Genomic DNA, 25,674 nt, shown 5'->3' on the forward strand with positions numbered 1-25,674 from the left:
GAAACGAAACCCCGGCTACTCTCGCAGCGCCTGATCTTTGATCTTCACAACGGGCTGCAGAATGTAATCAAGAACAGATTTCTTGCCGGACAGGATGTCCACTTCGGCGATCATGCCGGGAATGATCTCGACCGCAATACCTTGTGCGTCCAGCATGGTGCTGCTGGTCCTGATCTCAACAACAAATACGTCTTCGTCGTTGCGCTCGGACCGGGTGATTGTATCCGCGCCTATGCGAAGGATTTCCCCATCCAGGCCGCCATAACGCGCAAAATCATAGGCCGTGATCTTCACTTTCACCGGCTGGCCCGCGTGCAGAAAGGCAATGTCCTCGGGTCGAACATAGGCTTCGACCAGTAACGAGTCATCCAGCGGAACAATCTCGATCAGATCCTCGCCGCTTCTGGCCAGACCGCCAATCGTGGTGCGATGGATACGGTTTACGATCCCCCGAACGGGTGAGCGTACCTGCGCCCGCGATGCCCGGTCGCGCAGGGCGGGAAGGGCAGGCTCCAGCGCCGCAAGCTCGGCTGTGGCCAGCGCCAGATCGGTCAGGGCCGCGGTTCGAAACCGGCTGCGCGTGGCTTTGATACGGTCGTCGATTTCGTCCAGCCCTGTTTTCAACCGGCTTGTCGCCGCCTCGGCCCGAACCTTGCGACCCTGCCATTCCGCCTCGCTGCGGCGCAAGGTCAGCAGGGTGGTGGCAGGCTCCATCCGTTGTTCGACCAAAGGGGCCATGATTGCCCGCTCTTCGGCCAACACTTTCAGCGTTGCGTCGGCGGTTATCTGATCGACCAGCCCTTCTTCGTATTCCTGATGTTTCTGTTGTCTTTGACGTTCGAGGATCGCGACTTCCGCGCTTAGTTCGGCTTGGCGACCCTGATACAAGGCGGTTTCCGACTTCACGACATTTGGTGCACCAGTGATCAGCTTTGCGTCAAAACGAAGATCTGTTCCTTCGATTTCAGCCTGCAAACGTTGCACGCGCGCCATGAGACCATAGGCACGCTGCTGTTCCTGACTCAGCTTGCTTTCGATCTGCGTGGTGTCGAGTTCCATAAGCAACGTGCCTGTTTCGACAACCTCACCTTCGCGCACGTGAAGCGCCTGCAGCACTCCGGGCTCGGTCGCTTCGATCATTTGCAGGTCGCCTGAAGGCACAATGCGCCCGTCCACCCGCGTGACGTCGTCGAGCTCTGTCAGATAGGCCCATGTCCCCGCCGCAAGCAGGCAGGCCAGGATCACGATCAGCAACAAAGATCCGCGCAACGGCGAGCGCCCGCGCATTTCACGCGCGAGTTGGGCCAGGTCAGGATGCTGCGACATTCAGATGCCTCCCCACCCGACGCGCGTGCTGCGCCAGCAGGCTTTTGGGTCCGTCCGCGCCGATCTTGCCACCCTCAATCACAATCACCCTGTCGACCAGTTCCAGCAAACTGGTCCGATGGGTGACAATGATCATAGTCGTGTCCTTGGTTGCCTCTTTCAGACGCTGGATCACCTGCGCCTCGGTCTTTACATCCATCGCGCTGGTTGGTTCGTCCAGCAGCAATACGGGCGGTTTGCCGATCAACGCGCGCGCCAGAGCTATGGCCTGTTTTTGCCCGCCCGACAAACCCTCGCCCCGTTCTGCCAGTTGTTGATCATATCCTCCGGGGTGGCGCGCGACGAAATCCTCTACCCCGGCAACACGCCCGGCCTCGATCAGGTCCGCGTCGCTGGGCCGGATCGCTCCGCTGACAATGTTGTCCCGAATGGAGCCTGAGAACAGCCACACATCCTGCAAAACCGAACCGACATTGCGGCGCAGGTCGCCGGGATCAATCTGGCGGATGTCCAGACCATCCAGCATGACCGAGCCCACTCGGGGCGTGTAGAGCCCCAAAATCAGCCGCGCGATTGTGCTTTTGCCCGAGCCGATTTGCCCCAGAATGGCGACCTTTTCACCTTGGTTCACGGTGAAAGATACGCCGTTCAGGATGTCTTCACTCTGATCGGGATAGGCAAAGTGAACATTGCTGAAGGAAATGGCACCCTTGACGCCGGTTCGGGATATCCAACTACGGCCTTCGGGCCGCTCGCTTTCGGCCTGCATCAATGCGTTCAGGTGGCGATAGGCGCTGCGCGCTTGATTCACCCGAGTCAGCGTCTGGGCCAGTTGACCCAAAGGAGCCAGCGCGCGGCCCGTCAGCATGACGGATGCAACCAAGGCGCCCATGCTGGCCTGACCTTCTGTGATCAGGAAAACACCATAAAACACGATCAGAACCTGAGCTGCCTGCTGCGTGAACCCTGTCAGGTTCAAAGCGAGTTGAGTCACCGCCCGGCTTTTTGCACCATGCGCCGATTGCCGTTCAATCGCCTGTTCCCATCGATTGCGCATCTGCCGTCCGGCGGCCGTGGTTTTGATGGTTTCCAAACCCGTTACGGCTTCGACCAATACGGATTGCTTTGATTGTCCATCCTTAAGGCTCTTTTCGGCCATGCGAGACAGGATCGGTTGCACGGCCAGCCCGGTCAGCAACACAACAGGGACGGCAAGCGCGGGGATCAGCGCTAGATCGCCACCCACCAGATAAATGACAAAGACGAACAGGCCGATGAACGGCAGGTCGACCACAGCGACCAACGTGGCCGAGGTGAAAAACTCGCGCAACGTTTCAAACTCGCGCACCGTGCTGGTCATTGCGCCGGTCGAACCGGCGCGCGATTTCATCTGGATGTTGAGAAGGTGATCAAAAACGCGCCGCCCCATGAACAAGTCGGCATTCTGGCCTGCCCGATCAATGAAACCCGCCCGCAACAACTTGAGAATGAAGTCAAACAGCAAGGCCAAGCCCACGCCGATGGTTAACGCGATCAGGGACTCGGTTGCTTCGTTGGGAAGAACGCGGTCATAGACCACCATGATAAAAATAGAAGTCGAAAGGCCCAGCAGATTGGCCAGCGCTGCGGCAAGGGCGACCTGAATATAAGACCACCGGTTGGCGGCCAGAGCGGACCAGAACCAGTGGCCGGCATGGCCGGGGGCTTTTGCGATCAACTCCGCCTTGTGATCGCGCCGGAACAGGATCGCGTATCCGGTATAGGCTTTTGCAAGAACCTGTTCGGCCACTTCGCACAGGCCTGTACCGATTTCGGGATCGAAGATCAGCAAGGCCCCACCGGGCGCGCGTCCGTGGTAGGTGACGGCCTTGCCCCCATCCAGTAACAGCATCGCGGGGACAAGGGTGTCGTCAAAGGCTTTGAGGTTCTGGGCACCGTATCCCGCTTGCAGCCCGGCCCGTCGGGCAACGCTGAGAATGTCTCGCACGCTCAAATCGCCATTCTGTCCAGATTGCGCCGAATGAAGTGCGGCCAGAGTGATGGGCCGCTCTAACGTTTCGGCGATGTTCAGCATGCAAGCTTCAATTGCCGAAACCTGCTCTTGGGTCGATGGCATGTCGCTTTGACCCATCATGGTGTGCCCCAAGTGTTGAAGGACAGCCCCAGCAGGTCGAGTATGTCGCCTGTCAGGCCAAGCGCGGCATAGTTGGTCAGGAAAAAGCTTTGTTCAGCCAGGATCAGACGTTCCTGAGCGTTCACGTAATCCCTTTGCGCATCCAGAATTTCAATCAGGCTGCGACGGCCTATAGTGAATTGCGCCCTCGCCGCCTGAACGCTTTCGGCATTTGCCTCGACCGCGATTCTGGCCGCGCGCAATCGTTCGGCCCCTGCTTTCTGGTCCGAGCGGATGAACCCGAGCTCGCGCGTGATTTCCCGGATCAGCGCTTCGCGCGCGAATTCTGCGTCTTTGACCCGAGCTTGTGCGGCTGTGATAGCGGCCCGCCTTTGACCGGTGCTGTCGAGCTCATAGTTGAAGGACAGATCCACACCGAAATTTGCGTCGCGATCCGTGTCCTGATTGGCAAAAGCAGCGACCCGAATGTCAGGCTGCCGACGCGCCTGCGCGGCAGTCCATTCTGCCTTGGCAGCCAACAGGCTTGCGTCTGCCCGGCGGACCTGCGGGCTGTTCATCACGATCTGCGCATCGGTCCGGTTCAGATCGGGCGCCGGAATGGGCTGCGGCAACGGCCCGGCCGGGGTTCCAAACACCTCGCGGAACCGGGCCTCGGCCCGGTCAACTTGGGCGATCGCATCGGCTAGGCGGGTGCGGGCATCTGCCATGCGCGAACGGGCCGTCAACACATCCGCGTTAGACCCGGCACCACTGGCCGCGCGTTCAGAGATCTGGCGGACAAGATCTTCGTGCGCGGTGACATTCTGCGAATTGACGTCGCGAATTTCGCGCCGGTCCAGCACCACCACATAGGCTTCGATGGCGGCAAGCGCGGTGGCTGCCGCCGTCTGCAACTGATCGCCATGGCTTTCATAAACCCGAGCCTTGGCGGCGGTCAGATCACCCCTTGCTGCGCCACCGTCATACACCAGTTGCGATACGCGCAGATAAGGCGATACATCCGCAATGTCCGAGTCGATCCGCTCGGACCGCGCGTTCACACCCAATGAGACCTGAGGCAGAAACGCCCCCCTTGCCGCATCCTGATTGGCGGCTGCAACTTCCATTCGTGTTTCGCTTTGCGCCAGCGTCGGGCTTGTTTCGACGGCGTATCGAATCCTTTGGCCGAATGCGCTTTGCGTTAGCGGGGCAGAGGGCTTGGTCGCCCCGGCACCAGCGGTGCCACCGGAGAACGAAAGTTCAACGCCCGACAAATCGGGGGGCTGCGTGCAGCCGGACACATGGAGCGCGATGAGAATGAAGCCAGTGATTTGAACAATAATTTTAAACATGTGCTTGGACAACTTCCGGTTGATTAAGGCCAAAAGCGTGTTCTTTGGCTTGCGCACCGACGACAGCGTCCAAAAATCCGGATATCTCGGATGAGGCGCGTCCACTCGCGCGATGCGCCATCTGACGCTGTGCTTGCGTCAGCCAGGCAACGTGAGACAGCGACACCTGATGAGCATGGATCAGCCGCAAGGCACCACTATTGGTCAGAAGCGATTTGTGGCTTTGGGGCAAAGAGTGCACGGCCTGCAAGCTGACGCCCAGCAAACCATCCGGGCACTCGACACTGGTAAGCTGATCCAGGGGGCTAAACAGATGCATACCCTGAATGACCCGGCACAAAGTCAGTGTGTTCTGCTGAGCGGCGGCGCGTTGGCAAAGAAAACGCTGCACCTTTGCCAACTCGGGTGTCAGCTTGCCGTCCGCGTCAAAAAAACACTCGTCGTGCGGGTCGTCAGTGACAAGCCCAAGGGTTTCGTCGACCATCAGGCAACCCGCCGGTTGGGGTTCGGACTGTGCGTCTGTCAGGTCTACTTGAAACGGCGGGCAGCGGAGTGCTGACGGCAAATATTGCGCCAACCAGGTTCCTTCGTCCGACACAAATGGCGTTGACCCCTCGGCGTGCACAGACAGCAAGGCAACGGCTTCGACTTCACCCGAGACGACGCGAAACGCGATTGGAAAAGCGGCCGCAGCCTGAAGGATTTCCGGCTCAACCACCGGGCATTCAGGAAGATGCCGGGCAAATTCAAAGGATGTGAATCGCCGCCAATACCGATGCCCGTGGTTGAGACGCGTGACCGGAGTTAAGCCGTTCTGCACCATAACTGCCCCCTCGTTCTGTTTGGTTTCCAGCCTTTTGCCGAGATTTGTGCCCTGCGGGGACGACCTATGCGGTCGCCCCTGTGGGGTCTGTGTGCAGGATGTTGTCAGCAGTCAGCCCGCTCAGATCGTCCAGCCCGTCAAAGATCGCAACGGTTTCGACCGAGGCTGTATCCGGTGCCGAATAGTCCACTTTGACCAAAGCGCTGTCGGTACCGTCGGTTGCCAGCACATAGAGCTCATCCCCCGCCAGCGCGCCCGAAAAGCTTTCGACTGCGGCTTCGATGGACCCAGCAGTGAGATCTGTCAGAACTGTTGTCAGGCCGACAAACCCGGTATCCGCGCCCAAAGCATCGCCTGTCGCAAGGGTTTCGAAATTTGTGCCGTTGCCGCGCAACGTCAGCACATCCAGACCATTGAACATCAAAGCGTCCGAGACATCGGCCTCTGAGCCAAGCGAGAACCCGGTGATCGTATCAACGCCATTTTCTGCCGGATCAGCCTCGAACACGACGACATCGCGACCCGCATCGCTGAGGTCGATCATGTCATCGCCGTCGCCACCGCGCACGATTGTGTCGATGCCTGCGGCGGTCAGGGTATCAGCGCCGTCTGTTCCCAGTTGAAAAAACGTCGGCCCTCCATCCGGGGTGGTGATCGTCAGTTCAATGGGTTGGGTCGGGTCTTGCACCGTCATCGTGAAGGTGACCAGCGGTTGCGACAGGTCCGTGAACGTGGTTGCCGCACCGCCAAATCGAATGACGTCGCCGGTTCCCGGGCTGGCCAGGAACAGATCGAACTCACCATTCTCGGAATCCGATCCGGTGTCGTATGTGACAACGGACGAGTCAAACTCAAGATCCGCAGTCATCGCCAGACCACTTGAGATATCGCGATCACTGTCGGCGTAAATCGCAAAGGTCACTACTGATCCGGACTGCCCGATTTCCGAGATGACATACGCCGCGGGAACATGCGCCGTTGTCTCGCCGGTTGCCGGCACAGGATCAGGCCCGCCGGAGACTGTTGCCTGAGCGGTGAAACTCAGGTCATCACCGGCCTCGGTGCCCGAAAACTCAGCGGCCGGAACCGTCAGAGACCAGGTCCCGTCGGCAGCGACTGTTGCCGTTCCGACAGAGCTGCTTCCGAGCAAGACGTCTACCGATTGACCCGCGCTAAGCCCAACAGACGTGCCGCTGACAACAAGGCCGGATGTTTGCGCGTCGGCCAGCGAAATAGAGCCGTTGGTGCCAAGTGAATTCAGGTTCAAAAGCGGTCGGAAATCCGTGGTGATGGAGGTTGTGGCCGGGGCTGAGGCATTCCCGGCATCGTCCGACACAGTTGCCGCAATTGGGAAAGTCCCTGTATCCGACAGAGCAGCCAGATCCGAGGCTGGGACGGTTGCGGTCCAGGTACCTCCGGTCACGGTTGCAGTGTATGTCTCGGTGCCCAGCGTGACCGAAACGGTCTGGCCGTTCTCAGCCGTTGTGGTGCCCGAGATGGTAAGGTCACTGTCGCGCTCGATCACGTCCAGCGTTGCGCCGACCGGCAGAGCATCCATCGTGATGGACGGTGCCGAGAAATCGGTGGCAAAGGTTGTGGTTGCTTGGTTGCCGTTTCCAGCCGCGTCTTCGACCGACGCAGTGACGTCATAGGTCACAGCGTCTTGCAGCCCACTCAGATCGGAGGCAGGGGCAGTGAAGGTCCAGCTCCCCCCGGACACGGTTGCGGTGCCGCTTACGTCCACGGTGCCGTCGGGGCGGGCGATCTCTACGGTTATAACGGTTCCATTCGCCGCATCTGATGTTCCCGATACGCTCAGATCGGTTCCCTGTTCGGCGGCGTTCATAACGGCCCCGTCAGAGAGGGTGGATATCGCAATCGTGGGCGCAGTAAAATCCGTGTCGAAACCGCTGCTGGCCTGAACCGCCGGATTGCCCGCAACATCGGACACGTCAGCTATGACGGAAATTGTCGCAGCGTCCGACAGGATTGCCAGATCGGCTGCGGGAACTGTGACGCTCCACCCTCCGCCAGAGGCGGTTCCGGTATATGTCACATCATTCAGAGTGACCGAAACGACTTGCCCATCCTCAGCTGATGTGGACCCTAAGATGGTCAGGTCTGTGGCTTGTTCCGCAGCGCTCATGACTACCCCGTCCGAGAAACTGTCGATGCTCAGCGTCGGCGCGGTGACATCCTTCGACAGGTTTACATCCGCTTGCGGGGCGGCCAGTCCGTCTGCGTCCGAAACATCAGCCGTGATGGTGAAGTCGCCCCCGTCCGCCAGTGCCGTCAGATCTGCGGTTGGGACAGTGACGCTCCAGGTGTCGCCAGAGACTGTGCCGGTATAGGTTTGCCCGTCCAAGGTGACCGTAACCGTCTGACCGTCGCCGACATTCCCGGTTGTGCCGGAAATCGTCAGATCCGACCCGACCTCAACTGCGTTCAGAACGGACCCAACGGCAAGAGGTGAGATATTGATTGATGGACCTGTCAGATCGACCGGTACCGATACCGTGACGGGGACAGAAGGGTTGCCCGCTGTATCGTCAACCGTCACGCTGATGTCGGCGGGAACGCCTGTGGTCAGGCTGGACAGGTCAGCGTTAGGGACCGTCACGCTCCAGCCGCCGCCGGTCGCTGTGCCGGTGTAGGTCTGTCCGTCCAGCGTGACGGTAACGGTCTGGCCATCTTCGGCTGTGGTGGCGCCCGTCAGGGTTAGATCACCAGTTGTGTCGACCAGATCAATCGATCCCCCGGCGACCGGATCCAGTGTCAAGGTTGGCGCGCTGAAATCAGTATCAAAGCTGCTGCTGGCCTGAGGCGCGGGGTTCCCGGCCTGATCCGAGACATCTGCTGTGACCGAAATCGTCGCACCGTCTGGAAGCGACGCGAGGTCCACCGCAGGAACGGTGACGCTCCACGTGCCGCCAGAGACCGTGCCGGTGTAGGTTTGCCCATTCAGGGAAACCGTGACGGTTTGTCCGTTTTCTGCATCGGTTGTACCAGTGATGGTCAAGTCCGTTGCCTGCTCGGCGCTGTTCAGGACAGCGCCGTCCGAGAAGCCGGCCACCGACACGGTGGGCGGCACGGTATCGATGTCGAATGTAACGGTCTCAGTCGACAATTCCTCACCCGTGCCATCCAGGTTGCGGATTGTGATCTCTGAGACCCCCTGCGGCAGGCCGCTGACCTCAGATGGGGTCAGGGAAATGCTCCAACTGCCATCGGCGTTGGGTGTCGCTGTTGTCACCAGTGATCCGATTGTCACCTCGACCGTGCTGGTCCCATCGGGCGCGGTGACTTCGGTGCTGGCGCTATTGAGCGCCGTACCCTGCAAATCGGCAAGATTCAGACTTGGGTAGCTGGGTGCAGGCGGCGGCGCAGGAGTTGGGGCGGTTGGCGCAGGTTCGGTGTCGTCGCCACCGCCGCCGCCTCCGCCGCCCGCTGCTGCGGCGGCTCCGGCAAGGCCAAGACCACCCAAGGCCGCCCCTGCGCCACTGATGCCGCCTGCGGCAGCACCGCCAGCCTCGGCAATGCTGAACTGAGCGATTTCGGCAACCGTTGCCTCGGCAATCATGATGGCGCCGCTGTCCAGAATCTGAACGTTTTCAGCCGCAACAATCAGGCTGCGGCCATCCGCCATTTTCAGCAGGACATCGCCGTTTTTCAAAAGCTTGGCCGACTGAACACCGGGGATGGTTTCGGCAAACTGAAAGGCGTACAGCTCTTCAATCGTGGCCTGAGACAGGGCGGGCAGCGCCATCAGCGTGGAACCCAGACCGCCCGCCAGACCGCGCCCGGCCCAGCGTTTCATCTTGCCGTCGATCCACTGACGAATGTGCTGTTTGCGATCTGCGCCCGGATGAGATTTGGACTCAGGTGCTTTGGTCATCTTACCCTCACATGTGTTTTCCGCGGTTTCGGAAGGGGGACAGTGCGCCCCGTTTAGGCTTTTGCTCATCTGTCTTTCCCTTTGGTTTCTGCGGCGATCGAACCCGAAAAAATTGAACTAAACTGAAGCCGAACTCCTCGTTTTCACCACATTCCTGCTTTGGTTTCGGTCCGGGCATCAGTTGATCCTGTTCGCAACGCCAGGGGTGGCGGTGGGGTGATGGCAATGATGCTGCAATTCGAAACTTTGGTCGCAACGGGGAGCACGGCGCTCGATTCAGGTATCGGCGATACGGCTTTAAAAACGTTTAACGGGGACACGTATCTCTACACCGTGACGGGCCCGGCAGGGGGGATCGCGGTTTGGCACCTGGTGGATGGGTCCATCCCTCAGCTGGTCGACACCGAGTATTACAGCGGCACAATCACGTTTCAGGTGGGGCGCTCGGGAACGCCTGTTTCCTTGGCTGGAACCGACCAATTGGCGTTGGATATAGATACCGCCACGGGGCTTGTGGGCTATGATTTGAACCCGGATGGCACCATCGGTGATCTGCAGGAAACAGGTACCCTGAGCGGCGGAGGGGATCTGTCCGCTTTGGTGCAATTATCCGTTGGCGCGACCGACCTTTTGGCGATGGCGCATGAAGATACCGGCCAGATCGCGACCTATGTCATCAATGGCGACGGCACGCTGAGCCTTGCCGGTCTCACCACAGGGTCTGCCGATTCGATGCTGGCGATTCAGGTTGGGGCAGAGCAGATCGTGATCGCCACCGACGCCGCCAGCAACAGCATCACAACATACACGGTCGCAGGGACCGGTACGCTGAGCGCGGTCGACAACAGCGCGACCACGGGAACGTTGGGCATCGCGACACCAACGGCGGTCGAGGTTGTCGAAGCCTTTGGCGAATCCTGGGTGATTGTTGCCGGGTCGGGCAGCAACTCGCTAAGCGTCATGAAGCTGCACAGCGATGGCAGTCTGATCCCGACCGACCATGTGCTGGATTCGCTGGATACCCGGTTCGCCTCGGTACAGGATCTGTCGGTGATCGAGGTGGACGGGCGGGTTTTTGTGGTCGCCGGTGGCGGCGATGATGGCATCACATTGTTCACCATGACCCCGAACGGGCAGTTGGTGCATCTGGACAGCTATGCAGACACTTTGGACAGCAGGCTGCAGAATGTCGAAAGCCTGAGCGTTGCGCATGTCGGGGACGAGTTGCAGATTCTTGCAACCAGCCAGATCGACGCGGGTGTGAACCTTTTTACGGTGTCCGTCGCTGATCTGGGCGTGGTGAGCGAAGGCTTTGGTACCGTAACCGGCACTGCGCTGGATGATATGCTGAGCGGTGGCGTACTGAACACTGACCTGTCGGGCGGTGCGGGCGATGACATTCTGATCGCCGGGGCAGGGGCGACCACCATGACGGGCGGGGCAGGGGCCGACATCTTTGTCATGCAATCGGGCAGCGGCCCGACAACGATCACCGACTTTCAGGCAGGCGTGGATCGGTTGGACCTGTTTGATTATCTGTTGCTGCGATCCCCCGCGCAGCTGACCGTCACCTCAACCGCCGACGGGGCCGAGATCACCTATCGCGACGAGGTTGTTCAACTCACATCAGCCTCGGGCGGTCCTTTGACGAGCAATGAAATCTTTGGTGCCGGTTTTGGCGGGCCGGACCATATCCCCGTCGATTTCAGCGATCTTGGAGTGACCGATCCGCCGAGTTCTGATGGCATTCAGGGCAGCGTTTCGATTGATTCCGAGGGGGCCAATCCGGGGCTGGGAGATGCCGAAATTCATTTCACTCCCGACGGCAACAGCACGATCAGCACCACAGCGGATGAGGATGGCAGGTTCGACTTGGGCCTACCTACAGGGACCTACACTGGCGAGTTGGACATCACCAAAGGGTATTCGACCGCCAGCGCCGAAATCACAGCGCTGGATGCGCTTCAGGTGTTGCGGATTGCGGTCGGGCTTGAACCGACATTCGGGCCCGCCGCGCCGGAAAACCTGATCGCTGCTGATATTACACAGGACGGTGCGATCAACGCGCTGGACGCGCTGGCGATTCTGCAAGTGGCTGTTGGGCAACCGTCAGCACATGACGCGAAATGGGTCTTCCTGGATGCCGACGCGGATCTTTCCGGCATTACCGCGTCCAATGTCGACTATGAAACAGGTGTGGATGTGGTCGCCATTGATGGGGTGATCGAGGCGGACATGACGTCAATTCTGTTGGGTAATCTTGAGGTGGTCTAAAAGACTTATAACTATGATTATGTTAATTTCATTTGCTTGGATCTGACAAAATCAACGTCGTTGCCGTAACAAAATCAGACAGATTGCAGCCAGAACACCCTAAACACGTGAAGATGTGGCCTCGGTCGGTATGTTGTCCTTTTGCCGAATGGTCGGGTCAGCGATCAAATCAAACCCGTTGCGATCTTGCGAGGAAATCGCGCGGGCGGCTTGTATGCCGGTCAGGCTGGCCCAATCGGCTCCGGGACGGTTCACATGGTAGATTGAAGAAAACTTCTTAACTTCCTGAAACACGGCGGTTCGGTAGTTCGTCTGTTGTTCACGCCAACTGGCAGCCGCATTGGTACGCGGGAAATGAATCACTTTTGAGCCCAGCATGTCGCTGGATTTCACAAGGCCTGCGCCTTCGAGTTCCGAGATCGCTTTTTTGACCTGATCTTCCTCGCTGAGCTGCAGGATGGGCGCGTTCGCGGCACAGAAATACTCAACGCAGTAAACGCCCTGCCCTTCGGGAACCATCCCGCCACCAAAGGCCCCAAAATTGGTTATGCGCCCGCAATCCAGATTGGGATCGTTCACTTCGAGCCACGCGTGCGGAAAACTGTGAGGTGCCTTCAGGAACAGGTAGACCAGTAGCACTGACCGATCCGCCTCGGGCTTGGGCTGTGGGGTCTGGACGTCACTGTCGGCATGCTTTTTCAGCATGCCCCACAGGTTTTCGATCGTCATGCTGGACACAACGTTGCGAACGGTCGCTTCGTGCTCGACCTCATCCTGGATCCAACGGACAAGCACCTGCTCGCCATTGATCGGTTTCAGATCGGTGACCGTGGCTCCGAACTGTATCTGGCCGCCTTTATCGTCATAGGTGGCCGCAAGCTTCTCAAAAAGTTGACCAGTGCCGAAATACGGGTGTCGCCAGGCAAGCTGTTTTGAAACGCCCCCACGTCGCGCCATCGTAAAAGCCTGTTTGACAGAGGCCAAACGCCCGGATTTGGTGCCGTTCCCGGTCGGATCCGCCTCGGGTGGCGGCATGTCAGCCCATCGGGCACCGCGGAACTTTTCCCAATACCCTTGGGCCAGCAATTTTGCGAATTTGCTGCCAACGCGGGAATACCAAAAGTCCTGATATGTCTCGGGTTGTTTGACCATTCCCTTGATCCAACCCTTCAGCATCGCAGCCCCGCCCGTTGCCAGCCATGTTACAGGCATGCCGCGCGTTGCGCCCCGATACCCGCCAGACATCTCAACGATCCTGCCCTGGTACAGGCTGCCAACGCGGTGCGGGTAATCCCTGTAGTCATCGCCAAGCATTTGGCTCCAAAGATCATCAATCTCGGGAAAGCGGGCGTATAGCTCTTTACGCCCCAAATCGAGAATGAAGTCCCCCCAGCGCGGGGACCGCATCAGGCCGCCAACCTCGGTCCCTTGTTCGAGAATGATCGATGATTGCCCGGCTGCCTGAAGTTCCAACGCCGCGCTCAGGCCCGACGGGCCCGCGCCAATGATAATCGTATCGGGGATGCTTGTGCTGTCGCTGTGTGAATTGGACATTCTTAACTATTGCAATGGTTAAAATTCATTTTCGGAATGTATAGCAAGTTTTTCCGGGCCGTGTTAGCAATTAATCGTGTTAGGCGTTCTTGTGTCGCGTCTAACAACCGACGGTTATCAGAACGATTTTGTATTTTAGTAAAAGTTAAACGGGTAAAAAGCTGGTGTTATCGGGGTCACAATCCAACGGGGGTTTTGTTCTTTCACTCGACTTTGAGTTGATGTGGGGCGTCTATCCTTCGCAAACAGTGGAAAGCTACGGCGCCAACGTCCTTGGCGTTCGAAACGTTGTCCCGCAACTGTTGGACTTGTTTTCCAGCTTCGGGATCAAGGCCACCTGGGCAACCGTCGGGTTCCTGTTTTTTGACGACCGGGATGAGCTTTTGGCCGCCCTGCCCGAGCGCAAGCCGAAATTTCGCGACAAGAGAAACACAACATATTCCTTTCTCGAACAGCTGGGCGAAAACGAAAAAAAGGACCCCTATCATTTTGGCCTGTCGCTGGTCCGGCAGGTCGTTGGTTGCCCGGGTCAGGAAATTGGCACGCACACATTTTCGCATTACTTCTGTCTGGAAGAGCCGCTGGATCAGGCTGCGTTCAAGGCCGATCTAGATGCGTCGATTGCAGCCTCGGCCCGGGTGCAGAGCCGCCCAAGAAGCATCGTGTTTCCCAGAAACCAGGTTTGTGACAAGGCGCTGGACGTCTGTCGTGACCGAGGCATCGATGTGTTTCGCGGTCCGGGCCCGTTTGGCTTTGATACACCAAGCGCGCGACGCGACGAAGGTTTGATGCGCCGCGCATCAAGGTTGGCCAACAGCTATGTCCCCAGACCGCACACAACCTCGGTCGATGCAAAGCGCGAGGCTGGTTTGTGCAACGTTCCGGCCAGCCGGTTTTTAAGACCCTATTCAAACAGATTTCCCAGTGCCGCGCGGCTGCAAACCAGCGCAATCCGGCGCGAAATGCGCAGCGCGGCCAAGGGTGGGCAACTGTTCCATCTTTGGTTTCACCCCCACAATTTTGGTGTGAACACCGAAGACAACATCTTAATGCTCAGTCGTATTCTGAGCGAATATGAAGTACTGAAATCCGAGTATGACTGGCCATCTTTGAGGATGGCGGACGCGGCCAATCTTGCCCGGAGAACAGAACCGGTTGCGGGTTGATGGGGCGACAGGAATGCCGGATTTGACACGGAAAATAAGTCAATCATCTGCGATATCCCAGCAGTCCGGGGTCGCGGTTTCGGATCTGATGGATCCGTCCAACGGTCAGAGCCAGTGCCGCAGCGGAAGGCTGCCCAAAGTGATGGTGATTGCCAGCCTGACATCTTCACTGGTCAATTTCCGCTTTGATCTTTTGAAGGAAATGGCCAAGCGTGCGGACGTTCTGGCCTGCGCGCCTGATGATGATCCAGAAACTCAGGCCCGCCTTTCCGAGATTGGGGTCGAGTTTCTGCGCGTTCCGATGGATCGAACGGGCACAAGCCCCGCAAAAGATGTGCAGACATTGCTTGGATTGGTGCGGGCGATGCGCTCGTATTCTCCGGACACTGTGTTTGCCTATACAATGAAGCCGATCATCTACGGTGGTTTGGCCGCGCGCATGGCGGGCGTGAAACAGTTTCTGCCGATGTGTACGGGGTTGGGCTATGTGTTTGTGGATCTGGAACACAAGCTGCACAAGCGGGTTCTGAAAGCCGGGGCCGTGCGTCTGTACCGACATGCGCTGAAACGCGTGCCAGAGGTTCTTGTTTACAACCAGGATGACGCGGCCGAGTTCAGATCCAAACGCTTGGTTGGGCCTGAGACCAAAGTGACCATTGTTCACGGATCCGGCGTCAACCTTTCAAACTTTCCCAGCTCACCTCCGCCGAAAGGACCTCCTGTATTTCTGATGGTCGCAAGGTTGCTTCGCGACAAAGGCGTTTTCGACTATGTCGAGGCCGCCAGACAGCTGCGCGCCATCCATCCAGAAATCCGGTGTCAATTGCTGGGACCCCTTGATGCGAACCCCGCCTCGGTTCAGCCGCAGGATCTTGAGATGTGGCGGTCGGAAGGCATCGTGGAATACCTTGGTGAAACAAACGATGTGAGCCCGTATCTGGCTGCTTGCTCAGTATTTGTGCTGCCCTCCTACCGCGAAGGATTGTCCCGGACGGTGCTGGAAGCCATGGCTACCGGGCGAGCCATCGTAACCTCTGACGCGCCGGGATGCCCCGATCCGGTTGTCGAAGGCGTCACGGGATTTGTCACTCCGGTACGTTCCCCGGATGATCTGGCGCAGGCGATGCTTCGGTTTGTCGAAGATGAAAGCCTTGTCCCCGAGATGGGCGCTGCATCGCGGGCCCGCGTTGAAGACAAATACGACGTGGTCGGTATCGTCAAAATTCTGCTGGGCAAGCTTGGGTTGTCCGAGATTGCCCTGCGCTAGGGCTGCGGCGTCTTGCAGATCCCGTGATGACCCGGCGATTGCATGCACGAAGGCAATTCAGGACGGCCGTATCGGATTGTTGTTTCGGTTTTTGATGGTGCGGGTGGAGGGACTTGAACCCCCACGCCTTGCGGCGCCAGAACCTAAATCTGGTGCGTCTACCAATTTCGCCACACCCGCAACCGGGCACCTGCGTGCCGGACTGAGGCGCTGCATAACAAAGCTTGTGGCCGAGTGCGAGGGGTAAATTTGATCCGATGGCAAGTTTGTCACAAGCGGACTAAACCCCGTTAATCGGCAGGGGTTTTTGCCGCGAAAGACACTGCTTGGCGTTCGATCCCAGCGACGGTTGAGTAAGTTACTCTGGCAGAAAGTCCACGAGTTGGAACGTATCTTGATGTCGATGAGCCGACGGAATTCGGGTGCCACAATTGTTCTGATCGGCGATACAATGGCTCGTCAGTGTTCGCCTTGGGAAAACGCGTTTACGTTGTGTCGGTCAACACTTAGGGTGCAAAACGGAACGTCTTTTCACCCTAAGTCGCGGACAGCCTTCAGCCCAGAGCGGTGTTGCCTGTCAGGGTTTTGGGCGAAGAAAATTCGACATGGCGGAAAATAATATAAGCAAAACAATATTTTAAGGTGGTTGAAACTCCAATCGCATCTTTTCCACCTCACCTTGCGTCAGGTTTGAAAGCAGCGTTCTACTCGGCCGAAAAAATCTTCGGAACCCCGTAATACACTCAAAGGTTGAGGCATTCCTGCGCAAGCCGCATCACATTTGCGCCACATTTCAAGCACCAAAAAATCTTATTCGCGTCAAATTAACACCGCCTTGGCCGGGCTTGTTGAGCGCAGGAGTTAATGAGTCTTTTTCGCCGCCTTGGCACCGTACGAGTTTTCCGCTCAACTCCAGTACAAGGTTCTTTGCCGTGACCAATCTGAACAACTCCGCTGCCGCCGAGCAAGATGCGATCTTTTTTGCTCGTGAAAGTTTTTTGGGTGAACTCAAGACCCTGAACCGCGATCATCCCGATACAGGCTTTGGCATTTCCCTGCGCACCCATTCGGGCGAGCATTACCTGCTGGCCAACGCGCGTATGCCCCTGCCCGCTGCCAAGTCCGACGGGTTCCCGACGGGCCGGCGCGTGGCCTGTCTGGAAAATGGCGACCGCTTTAGCTCCATCGAAGTTCTGGCCGATTCCGTGGCTTATGAAACAATTTCCCCTCGCGCCGAGGCCGAGATTCTGGGGAACGCGCTGGACTTGATCGCCCGTATCGACACCCTGACCAGCCTTCCTGCAGGCCGCATGTCGCATGAGCCGCAGATTGCTGCCACCGGAACCGGAGGCTGACCCATGGCGCGCAATGACCACCTTTTGTCTGTCGGAAACGAAGCCCTTGCGCCGATGACCTCGGCAATGTCGTCTTTGACGGCACAGATCGACCAATTGACAGAGGTGGCCGATGCGCGGTCTTCGGCCCGGCTGGCCACGCTCAAGACGCGGATGGAGAATTTCACCGCCAGCATCACCATGGTTGGGCAGGTCAAGGCGGGTAAGTCCTCGATCGTGAATATTCTGGCAGGCCGCCCTGCGCTGTTGCCTTCGGACGTGAACCCGTGGACCTCGGTGGTGACGACGCTGAATATCAACACGCGCCCCCCCGGTGATACGAAATCCAAGTTCACGTTCTTCGAGCAGGAAGAATGGGACAATCTGATGGTCGGTGGTGGCCGTCTGGGCGAGCTGGCGAACCGGGCCGGTGCCGATGACGAGATGGACGATATCCGCCGTCAGATCGCCGAGATGAAGGCCAAGTCCGAAGATCGTCTGGGCAAGCATTTCGACCTGATTCTGGGTCAAAGCCACCAATACGACTATTTCGACGAAGAACTGATCCAGCGCTATGTCTGTCTGGGCGACGAGGACGATCCGGATATTGACCCGAAAACGGGTCGTTTTGCCGATGTGACAAAATCGGCCGAGCTTTTCATGGATATCCCGCAATATCCGATCTCGCTGAAGCTGTGCGACACGCCCGGTGTGAACGATACCTTCATGGTGCGCGAACAGATCACGCTGCGCAGCCTGCGCGGGTCCGAGGTCTGTGTTGTGGTTCTGGCCGCCAGTCAGGCGCTGACCACAATGGATATGGCGTTGATGCGGATCATCGCGCAGTTCGAGAACCGTCAGATCATTCTGTTCGTCAACCGCATTGATGAACTGTCGGACCCGGTCAGTCAGGTTCCTGAAATCCGGGATCGCATTCAGGACACGCTGAAACAGAACAGCATCGACGCCAATACCAGCGTTGTGTTCGGCAGCGCCCTGTGGGCCGAGGCTGCTTTGACCGGCAACCCGGACATTCTGACCGAAGAATCCCGGCAGACGCTGAACACGTTCTATCTGGCTGCTGGGTTTGGCGATCAGGCTCCCTCGCTGGACAAGATCTGGGCGCTGTCTGGCTTGCCCGACCTGCTGCTGGCGATGAATGAACGCATCGCCGAAGGCGCAGGTGCGCGTTTGCTGGACCGGGTACGCCACCGCGCGCGCAACATCGCCAGCCAGATCCGCGCAACGGCTGTTGCCAAGACCCTGTCGGGCGGCGAAGGCGTTGTTCGCGATTTGGACGGGGCCTCGCCCGAGGACGCCATTGCCACTGTTGCCTCGGAATATGAAAAGAAAGTCGCCGACCTGACCGCCTCGTTGCGCGACAAGGTGCTGGAACGTCTGAACGCGGCTGAGGCCAATTTTGTCAAACGCGCCACCGACTCGTTGATTGCGCATCTTGAGGAGAATGGCGAACAAGGCACCTGGCAGTACGATCCGGCGGGTCTGCGAACGCTGCAAAAGGCGGCCTATTTCAGCTTTGCCCGGTCCATGAAGAAAGAGGCCGGGGCGCTTTATTCCGCGGCCACAGCGGATGTCGAGGCGCTGTATCACAAGCTGCTGGGCAACCATCTGGGCGAGTTCAGTATCGAAGCGCCCATCGTACCCCGCGTGCCGCCCCCATTGGGCATCGGGCGCACCATCGCGCTGGACTTGCAAAGCACCTGGTGGCGCAGGTGGTGGCAACGCCGAAAAGGGTTCGAGGCCTATGCCGCCGACTATACCCGTCTGATCGCGTCCGAGGCGAACTCGATCACCAAGGATATCGAGGAAAACCAGATCGCAGCGGTTCTGGAAAACGTCCGCGCCGGGCTGGCTGATTTCATGCGCGAGCAGAAAGAGACTCTGCTGAATATCTCGGCCTCGGCTGAAAAAGGCGGGCAGACTCCGGCTCTGATGGCGAATCTGCAATTGCAGAAATCGCGGGACGAGATTCTGGGCGACATCCTGAAAGACCTTAGCAACGAAGCGGCATAAGTAGAAAAATGGCAAAAGACACACATAACCGTTTCGTTTCCCCCAAGGCATGGGAGCGTATCGAGCATTGGTCGCGCCGGAAGCCGGTTTTCGCCTTAATGGGCGAATTCAGCGCCGGGAAATCCACCCTGATGAACTTTTTGCTGCGCACGCACACCCTGCCGACGCAGGTGACGGCAACGCAGTTGCCTCCGGTGTGGTTTAGCTGGGGCAATCGTCCGGCCTATGTCAAACGGCATGATGGCAGCACCGAGCAGATCGAACTGGATCAGCTTGAAACCGTCGGCGTCAACGATGCGCAGTTCATTCGCATCTTTCTTGAGGCGGACATTCTTGAGGCGGTCGATCTGATCGACACGCCGGGTATATCAGACCCCAAGATCTCGACCGATGTATGGCAACGTGCGGTGGGTCAGGCCAATGGGGTTTTGTGGTGCACCCATGCCACGCAGGCCTGGCGCGAGACCGAGCGGGCGACCTGGGTGTCCTTGCCTGAACGGTTGCAACATAACTCGCTGCTGCTGGTGACACGGGCAGATGCGCTGAGCGCGAAGGACCGGCAAAAGGTTCTGCGCCGCGTGAACCGCGAGGCCGGGCATCTGTTCAACCGCTCGATTCTGTTTTCCGCACGTGATGCGATTGAAGCGCGCGACAAGACGGGGGATGCCGAGATGTGGTCGCGCAGCGGCGGCGGCAAGATGATCGACAGCTTTCTGGAGATCACCGAGCAGATCATGGACAACCGCGCCGATCAACTGGCGCGCTATCAGATCGACAAAAGCCTGTCCGACGCGCCCAAGGTGCAGCCGCTGCGCCCGTCGAAGACCACCGAAACGGCAGCGCCCGATGCTTCGGCCCCGCTCAAACTTGTGAACCCGTTGACGGATGCGGGCGAAGATGCCTCGGTCGTGACCAGCTTTCCGGTTCGTCCCGCGCGGGTGGAACGTCGCCCCGAAGATGCGGATCGCACACGTATCGACGCAGCCGAGGCCGAGCGTTTGCGCGCCGAAATGGTGCCCGAGTCGACGCCCGAGATTGACGAAAGCAATGAGGACGAGCTGCGCGCCTATTTCCGGGACACGGCCAATGATCCGCTGGACATCGAAGCTGTTCCCGATCCCGAGGCCGATTTGGAAGACTATGATCTTCTGGATGACGCGGAACTGGATGATGAAGTTGAAAACATCCTGGCAGACGACGCATCGGATGGGTCAGCGGATGAGTCCGAGGATCTGCTGTCATCACTGACGAATACGTTGAAGGAAACACCCGAAGCGATTGCAGGCCCTGCGCAAGATCAGGCGCAACCTGATGAGCGCAGCATCGAGGTCTCGGTATCCTCGATCACGGCACTGATGGCCGAACAGCAGGACCAGGGCGCAGAGGAATACGAGCCCGAGCCCGAAACCAGCGGTCTGGTCGAGATCAAGGCATCAGCCGATTTGGTCAATGGTCCCGAAGCCCATGTGGTCGATCTGAATGATCTGACCGAAGTGGCGGTTGGCGCGCCCTTGAGCGCCGCAGCCATGTGGGAGGAAGTGACCAAAAACGAGGATCTGCCCACGGACGCAGAAGTCTTGATCAAGGTCTTTCAGTCCTTTCTGTCCGAGTTCGATCAGATCGCCGTCGAGCATACCGCTAAGCAAGCCAGGGAAACGCTGCGCTCGATCCCGAAAACCAGCGAAAACAGCGGGGCGGAATGGCATGTCTTGTAATCGAAATCGGATTGGGATAACCGCCTATTAGTGAGGTAAAACAGTTAGTTAAATGTCAATTCAGGCTGCCTTGAACACCGCGATCGAAACCATACCCGACTGCATTGCAGCCGGGTATATCGACATGGAAACGGGGATGCTGCTGGGCACCAGCACGCCCGATCCGGACGGCGCGGTTGATCTGGATTCGCTGGCAATCGCCGTGGCGAACCTGTTTCAGGGGCGCGGGGTGGCAGGTTTTGAGGCGCTTTTGCGTCAGGCCGGAACAGAAGACGAGGACAATCCGGGATTTGGGGAAATCGCGGTGTTCTCGAAAGCCCGGCTGAACATCTTTCTGCGGACCCGGGAATATCCCGATCATGTGGTCTGCTACATCTGTCGCAACAGCGCGAATGTCGGGCTGGCGTTGACGAAATCGCATCTAAGCCTGGGGCCGGTTGCGGCCGCAGTATGAACGGGACCAGAGGGGGTCACGGCATGATGGACACGGACATACTCGACATGCTCGAAGATATCGGGCGGTCGTCTGTTGCCCGATTGTCCCCGGCGGTGGTGATCGCGGGGGACACGGCTGCTGCGCGCCGGGCCGAGGTCTTGCGGGTGATCCGTGGCACGATTCTGCCACGCCGTCTGGAGTTCACGGCCGCCAATGGCGACTGTCTGGCAATCGAGGTGAACAGCTCGCGCGTGACCGATGTATTCCGCGTTGTCTCGGGCCCTGTGCCCCATTTTGATACAGCGGCGCGTGACGAATTGATTGAAAACATGGCGCGGCTGGTGACGGATATTGCATCTGCCCCTGCCCCGCTGGAGTTGTTGTCTCTGCAACCCGACAGGGCGCTGGAGGCTGACGATGTCGGCGTCACACTGCGGGAAATCGAAAACGCCTGTGCCAAGATCGATCTTCCGGCGGAACCGATTGTTTCGGTGGTACCCGATGACGCAGAACCTGTTGCCGAACTGCCCGAGCCGCAATCAACCGGCACACTTGCCCAGACGTTTTTTGCGGGCGCAGAACGCTTTGCGTTTGGGTCCGTTCTGGCCTCGGCGCAGGACGGCGATATCTCTCACATGGCCGAAGAGTGCGCCCCCGGCGGGCCGTTGTCTCCGGATCAGGCGCTGCTGGCGCAGTTTGCGGCCGATTTGGCCGGTTGGGACAAGGACACTCAGCCCGCGCTGGATCATCCCCAACTGATCGTCATGCGCCCGTCCGGCGGCAAGGGTGCTGGTTTGGCCGTTGTGAATGACGGTCAGCAGATCGCAATCGCCGTGCATGAAGCCCGAAAACTCGGGGCGGTTGTCAATCTTTGGACTGCGTTGCAGGAGGCGAACGGATGATCGCCTCCAAAACATTCAAATTTTCTAATAATTCAAGTCGTGTAGTTTTATCAGGGTAACGAGTATGAGTGAATCCAATCGTCGCGAGTTAATCCGCATAGCCGAGGACATGAATGAGACGAGCCATGACGAGACCCGTCAGTTCATCTCGCGCATTGTCGGCGATCTGTCCAATCTGAAACCGTCGATTGCCTTTGTCGGGCAGATCAAGGCGGGCAAATCCCGTTTGATCAACGGGTTCACCGGGCAGGCCGAATACCTGCCCTCGGATGTGAACCCGTGGACCACGGTGATCACGGATATGCACTTTGGCCACCCCTCGGGCCGGACCGAAGGGGCCGAGTTTCATTTCTTCGACAATCACCAGTGGCAGTCGCTGATCGCCGAGGGTGAAGAATTGCGCAACATGTTCCCCGATGACGAGGACAGCTATAAGCGCGAGATGATCGAAGAGCAGGTCGAGGCGATGAAAACCCGCGCGCAGCGGCGTCTTGGCGACAGCTACGAACAGCTTTTGGGCCAGCATCACGATCTGGAAGAGCTGACCTCGGACGATCTGGCGCGCTATGTCTGCGCCGGAGATGACCCGACCGAGGATGGCCCGTTGGATCCCGGCAGCGACCGGGGTCTTTACAGCGACATCACCCGCAAGGCCGAGGTTTATTTTGATATCGGTCACTTTCCTTTCCCACTCACGGTGACGGACACGCCGGGGGTCAACGACCCGCTGTTGATCCGCGAAGAAATCTCGCGCCAGTACCTCAAGGAATCCGATTTCTTTGTGGTGGTTCTGTCGGCGCATCAGGCCCTGTCGCGTGCCGATCTGAAACTGTTCCGCCTGATGCAGGCCTTGGAGCTTGGGCAGATCGTGGTCTTTATCAACCGCGTGGATGAACTGAGTGGGGGTGCCGGGGATGCCACCAAGGTCCGTGCCGACGTTCTGGACGGGTTGGAACAGGCGCTTGGAAATTCGAATATCGATGTGCTGATGGGCAGCGCACAATGGGCACACTACGCGCTGACGGGCGATGAAACCGGCGTCAACCATGATGACGTTCTGGCCTGGCTGCGCGCGCACCCCGAGCAGATGCGGCAGTATCTGGACGGGGTAGAAGAGATCAAGCAAGGCCCCGGCCCGATCAGCCGCGAGGCTGTCTTGCGCTTTGCGGCCATGATCGCATCGGGCCTGCCGGACCTGCGCCGTCACGTGACGCAGGCGTTGATTGACGGGCCGCGGGATGAGCAATTGCGCATGGCGTGGCAGCACCTGAACAGCTTTGCGCAGGGTGAGTTTGAACGTTCGCAGGCGCATCTGCGCGCGCTTGAGGACGAAACCGGCGAAGCGACGGCCAGCGCGGATGAAAACGACAAAACTCTTGGCGAACTGCGCGGCCTCATCGCAGAAAAAACACAAGACATTACCCGCGACATGGACGACATCCTGTCGAACTTGCGCGGCGTGATGGATGACACCGTGGCCGAGGCGGTCTCGGTCGTTGTGCGTGGTCCCGAGGGGAAGTCACCCTTGCTGGCCAAAGGCGATACCGAGCTGAACTTTACGCCCCTGCGCGACCGGATGCGGGAACTGGTTCAGGGGGCCTCGCAAGTGGTGCGTCAACGGATGCTCAGCGAGCTTTATGCCATCGACATGCGGTGCAATGCGGCGCTGCGCGCCCTGCCCGGTTGGCAGGAACCGGTCGACAATCGCATGAACACCAGTGCCGTGCGTTGGTTCCGCCCGAACACGACCGCGCTGACCCGTGGCATCACGGTAGAGTTGCGTGTAAACTGGCTGTCGCGCCTGATCTCGCGCAACAGCGTGGTGTCACGGGCCGAGCGGATGATTGTGCAGGAGTTCGAACTGATCGGCGACGATCTGATCGACACCACGCGGGATGATTTGCTGGAACGGCTGAACACCGTTCTGGATCACTACCTGGCCCTGTTGGCCGGGCATCTTGAACACAGAAGCGGCGCAGGCGAAACCAATGCCGTTGCCGAGGCGCAAACAGCCTTTGACCGGGCGCGGCGCATCAGGGATGAGCTGGAGACCATCTTTGGACCCGGCCATGCGGAAGAAAGACAGGCAGAGGCTGCGGAATGATCGACTTTCCCGGAACCGAACAGGAAGTGCGCCAGCTTGGGCGCTTTCTGACCGCGACAGAAAACATGGAGCCCGACGCCGCGCTGGAAGATATGCGCGCGCGCGCCCTAGCCCATGCAGAACGTCTGTCGAACGCGGTCAATATCGGTTTCGCGGGGGAGTTCGGGGCCGGTAAATCCAGCCTTGCCAATATGCTGGCCGGGGCAGATATCCTGCCCACGGGTCCGCAGCACCTGAAGTTGCCACTGGTAATCGTTGCCTATGCGGACGCGCCCGAGACAACCGTTGGATGGTGGGACAGGCAGCCCAAGATCTACTCCGGCATCGCGCTGGAAAAGGCGGCGGCGGATGAGCCTGATTTCATCTCGGTTGGGCTGAACACCCCTGCCTTAAAGGAAATCTCGCTATTTGATCTGCCCGGATCGGGCGCGTTGGACGATACGTACAAGCAGACGCTCGAATTGCTGAAATTCGTGGACTGCGCGATCTGGTGCACCAACGGAACCAACGCCTGGCGCGAGACCGAGCGCCATTTGTGGGCACAGGTTCCCGCCGAGCTGCGCGACAACAGCCTGCTTGCCGTGACCCATGCCGACCTGCCGCCCGTGCGCGACGCGCTGGACCGGGTTTTGGCGCGGTTGAACAAGGACAAGGACGGCCTGTTCCGCGCGGTTGTTCCGATTGGCACCCCGGTCGCGGTCCGCGCCTTGGCGCAGGAGCCCGAGCCGGACTTTGACCTGTGGGAAACCTGTGGTGGTCAGAATCTGGCCGAACAGGTTCTCGAGGCTGCCTCGGACCGACGCAAACACGACCTGAACGCTGCGCGCGACGATCTGAAACGGGACTTCCTGCCTTATCTCGAAGCCCTGCAAGGCCCTGATGCCGAGCCTGAACAGTCAGACGCGCCATCGATGCAAGCGACGCTGGGCTCTGCCCTGCCGCCCTTGAACAATCCGATTCTTGAAGATTGGCTGGCGGCAATTGCCAGCATTTATGAAGACCTGCGCGATTCCTCATCAATCGAACCTGCGGCCTTTCTGCAAAGCTGTCAGGAAATCGTCGAAGATTTCGCCGAACGGTTGGAGCAAGGCGGTGAAATCGACCCCGAGGCTGACTGGATTCCGGCCGAGTTCGAAAAGGCCACGGACCTGCTGCTGTTGCTGCAATTCGAAAGCGGCGATGCGCCGTTGAAAGATGCGATCAGCATTCTGGTGCAGCTGGGCGATAACCTCGCCTGGGCTGGCAGCACGGTTGCTGCGGCGCAGCCAAAAACCGGAACCTGAGCCGTTCTCGCATAGATTGAGCTGCATTGCGGCGATTCGAAAACAGCAAAAACCGATTCTTAATTGTTTCGAAATCGTAGACCAAGCGTCTCAAAT

16 protein-coding genes and 1 tRNA gene are annotated in these 25,674 nt (G+C 58.8%); 10 read left to right on the forward strand and 7 right to left on the reverse strand.

Features of this window, described 5'->3' with window-relative positions; all coding sequences use genetic code 11:
- Window positions 1-15: 15 nt before the first annotated feature.
- The 5 genes from ACR0MO_RS11495 to ACR0MO_RS11515 all read right to left on the reverse strand — a co-directional run bounded on the left by ACR0MO_RS11495 (window position 16) and on the right by ACR0MO_RS11515 (window position 9,509).
- Window positions 16-1,326 carry an HlyD family type I secretion periplasmic adaptor subunit gene (locus ACR0MO_RS11495; protein ID WP_480891325.1) on the reverse strand — a complete coding sequence of 437 codons (1,311 nt, stop codon included), beginning with the start codon at window positions 1,324-1,326 and terminating at the stop codon, window positions 16-18.
- Entirely contained in the window at window positions 1,310-3,460 is a 2,151-nt protein-coding gene (locus ACR0MO_RS11500; RefSeq protein ID WP_480891326.1) for a type I secretion system permease/ATPase, read from the reverse strand. Before ACR0MO_RS11500 ends, ACR0MO_RS11495 begins: the two co-directional genes overlap by 17 nt.
- Window positions 3,457-4,791: a TolC family protein gene (locus ACR0MO_RS11505; RefSeq protein WP_480891329.1), complete on the reverse strand. Its 1,335-nt coding sequence runs from the start codon at window positions 4,789-4,791 to the stop codon at window positions 3,457-3,459. The genes ACR0MO_RS11500 and ACR0MO_RS11505 overlap by 4 nt, the downstream gene beginning before the upstream one ends.
- A complete protein-coding gene (locus ACR0MO_RS11510; RefSeq protein WP_480891331.1) occupies window positions 4,784-5,614 on the reverse strand; it encodes a SapC family protein in 831 nt (276 codons plus the stop codon). The genes ACR0MO_RS11505 and ACR0MO_RS11510 overlap by 8 nt, the downstream gene beginning before the upstream one ends.
- 64 nt (window positions 5,615-5,678) lie before the next feature.
- Complete coding sequence (locus ACR0MO_RS11515; protein ID WP_480891334.1) at window positions 5,679-9,509, reverse strand: beta strand repeat-containing protein; 3,831 nt, start codon at window positions 9,507-9,509, stop codon at window positions 5,679-5,681.
- 225 nt (window positions 9,510-9,734) lie between these two features.
- Between ACR0MO_RS11515 and ACR0MO_RS11520 the strand changes: the two genes are divergently transcribed.
- Entirely contained in the window at window positions 9,735-11,783 is a 2,049-nt protein-coding gene (locus ACR0MO_RS11520) for a dockerin type I domain-containing protein (protein WP_480891337.1), read from the forward strand.
- A gap of 99 nt (window positions 11,784-11,882) precedes the next feature.
- Here the strand turns inward: ACR0MO_RS11520 and ACR0MO_RS11525 are convergent, their stop codons facing one another.
- Window positions 11,883-13,337, reverse strand: coding sequence for an FAD-dependent oxidoreductase (locus ACR0MO_RS11525; RefSeq protein ID WP_480891339.1), 1,455 nt, complete (start codon window positions 13,335-13,337; stop codon window positions 11,883-11,885).
- Window positions 13,338-13,558: 221 nt separating this feature from the next.
- On the opposite strand from ACR0MO_RS11525, the gene ACR0MO_RS11530 reads away from it, so the two are divergent.
- Window positions 13,559-14,503, forward strand: a complete 945-nt coding sequence (locus tag ACR0MO_RS11530; RefSeq protein ID WP_480891342.1) for a polysaccharide deacetylase family protein — start codon at window positions 13,559-13,561, stop codon at window positions 14,501-14,503.
- 88 nt (window positions 14,504-14,591) lie between these two features.
- Entirely contained in the window at window positions 14,592-15,770 is a 1,179-nt protein-coding gene (locus ACR0MO_RS11535) for a glycosyltransferase family 4 protein (RefSeq protein WP_480584574.1), read from the forward strand.
- 95 nt (window positions 15,771-15,865) lie between these two features.
- Here ACR0MO_RS11535 and ACR0MO_RS11540 read toward each other — a convergent pair.
- Window positions 15,866-15,950: transfer RNA gene (locus tag ACR0MO_RS11540), tRNA-Leu, on the reverse strand.
- A gap of 752 nt (window positions 15,951-16,702) precedes the next feature.
- On the opposite strand from ACR0MO_RS11540, the gene ACR0MO_RS11545 reads away from it, so the two are divergent.
- The 7 genes from ACR0MO_RS11545 (at window position 16,703) to ACR0MO_RS11575 (ending at window position 25,578) form a co-directional block, all read left to right on the forward strand.
- Window positions 16,703-17,125 carry a hypothetical protein gene (locus ACR0MO_RS11545; protein WP_170453747.1) on the forward strand — a complete coding sequence of 141 codons (423 nt, stop codon included), beginning with the start codon at window positions 16,703-16,705 and terminating at the stop codon, window positions 17,123-17,125.
- Window positions 17,126-17,128: 3 nt separating this feature from the next.
- Window positions 17,129-19,138: a dynamin family protein gene (locus tag ACR0MO_RS11550; RefSeq protein WP_170453748.1), complete on the forward strand. Its 2,010-nt coding sequence runs from the start codon at window positions 17,129-17,131 to the stop codon at window positions 19,136-19,138.
- Between the two features lie 8 nt (window positions 19,139-19,146).
- Window positions 19,147-20,853, forward strand: a complete 1,707-nt coding sequence (locus tag ACR0MO_RS11555) for a dynamin family protein (RefSeq protein ID WP_480891346.1) — start codon at window positions 19,147-19,149, stop codon at window positions 20,851-20,853.
- A gap of 52 nt (window positions 20,854-20,905) precedes the next feature.
- The gene (locus ACR0MO_RS11560; RefSeq protein ID WP_480626721.1) at window positions 20,906-21,307 is read left to right on the forward strand and encodes a hypothetical protein; all 402 of its coding nucleotides are present in this window, start codon (window positions 20,906-20,908) and stop codon (window positions 21,305-21,307) included.
- Between the two features lie 23 nt (window positions 21,308-21,330).
- Window positions 21,331-22,191 carry a hypothetical protein gene (locus ACR0MO_RS11565; RefSeq protein ID WP_480626720.1) on the forward strand — a complete coding sequence of 287 codons (861 nt, stop codon included), beginning with the start codon at window positions 21,331-21,333 and terminating at the stop codon, window positions 22,189-22,191.
- 64 nt (window positions 22,192-22,255) lie between these two features.
- Window positions 22,256-24,295: a dynamin family protein gene (locus tag ACR0MO_RS11570; protein ID WP_480891349.1), complete on the forward strand. Its 2,040-nt coding sequence runs from the start codon at window positions 22,256-22,258 to the stop codon at window positions 24,293-24,295.
- Entirely contained in the window at window positions 24,292-25,578 is a 1,287-nt protein-coding gene (locus tag ACR0MO_RS11575) for a dynamin family protein (RefSeq protein ID WP_480891352.1), read from the forward strand. Before ACR0MO_RS11570 ends, ACR0MO_RS11575 begins: the two co-directional genes overlap by 4 nt.
- Window positions 25,579-25,674 lie beyond the last annotated feature (96 nt).

This window comes from Ruegeria sp. K5, assembly GCF_056531805.1.

Bases quoted from the DNA above. Each gene is read 5' to 3' on its own strand.
- ACR0MO_RS11505 (WP_480891329.1), bottom strand. From the start codon at position 4,791: ATGTTTAAAATTATTGTTCAAATCACTGGCTTCATTCTCATCGCGCTC.
- ACR0MO_RS11570 (WP_480891349.1), top strand. From the start codon at position 22,256: ATGAGTGAATCCAATCGTCGCGAGTTAATCCGCATAGCCGAGGACATG.
- ACR0MO_RS11565 (WP_480626720.1), top strand. From the start codon at position 21,331: ATGATGGACACGGACATACTCGACATGCTCGAAGATATCGGGCGGTCG.
- ACR0MO_RS11560 (WP_480626721.1), top strand. From the start codon at position 20,906: ATGTCAATTCAGGCTGCCTTGAACACCGCGATCGAAACCATACCCGAC.
- ACR0MO_RS11530 (WP_480891342.1), top strand. From the start codon at position 13,559: ATGTGGGGCGTCTATCCTTCGCAAACAGTGGAAAGCTACGGCGCCAAC.
- ACR0MO_RS11575 (WP_480891352.1), top strand. From the start codon at position 24,292: ATGATCGACTTTCCCGGAACCGAACAGGAAGTGCGCCAGCTTGGGCGC.
- ACR0MO_RS11555 (WP_480891346.1), top strand. From the start codon at position 19,147: ATGGCAAAAGACACACATAACCGTTTCGTTTCCCCCAAGGCATGGGAG.
- ACR0MO_RS11500 (WP_480891326.1), bottom strand. From the start codon at position 3,460: ATGATGGGTCAAAGCGACATGCCATCGACCCAAGAGCAGGTTTCGGCA.
- ACR0MO_RS11550 (WP_170453748.1), top strand. From the start codon at position 17,129: ATGGCGCGCAATGACCACCTTTTGTCTGTCGGAAACGAAGCCCTTGCG.
- ACR0MO_RS11495 (WP_480891325.1), bottom strand. From the start codon at position 1,326: ATGTCGCAGCATCCTGACCTGGCCCAACTCGCGCGTGAAATGCGCGGG.
- ACR0MO_RS11535 (WP_480584574.1), top strand. From the start codon at position 14,592: ATGGATCCGTCCAACGGTCAGAGCCAGTGCCGCAGCGGAAGGCTGCCC.
- ACR0MO_RS11520 (WP_480891337.1), top strand. From the start codon at position 9,735: ATGATGCTGCAATTCGAAACTTTGGTCGCAACGGGGAGCACGGCGCTC.
- ACR0MO_RS11510 (WP_480891331.1), bottom strand. From the start codon at position 5,614: ATGGTGCAGAACGGCTTAACTCCGGTCACGCGTCTCAACCACGGGCAT.
- ACR0MO_RS11525 (WP_480891339.1), bottom strand. From the start codon at position 13,337: ATGTCCAATTCACACAGCGACAGCACAAGCATCCCCGATACGATTATC.
- ACR0MO_RS11515 (WP_480891334.1), bottom strand. From the start codon at position 9,509: ATGACCAAAGCACCTGAGTCCAAATCTCATCCGGGCGCAGATCGCAAA.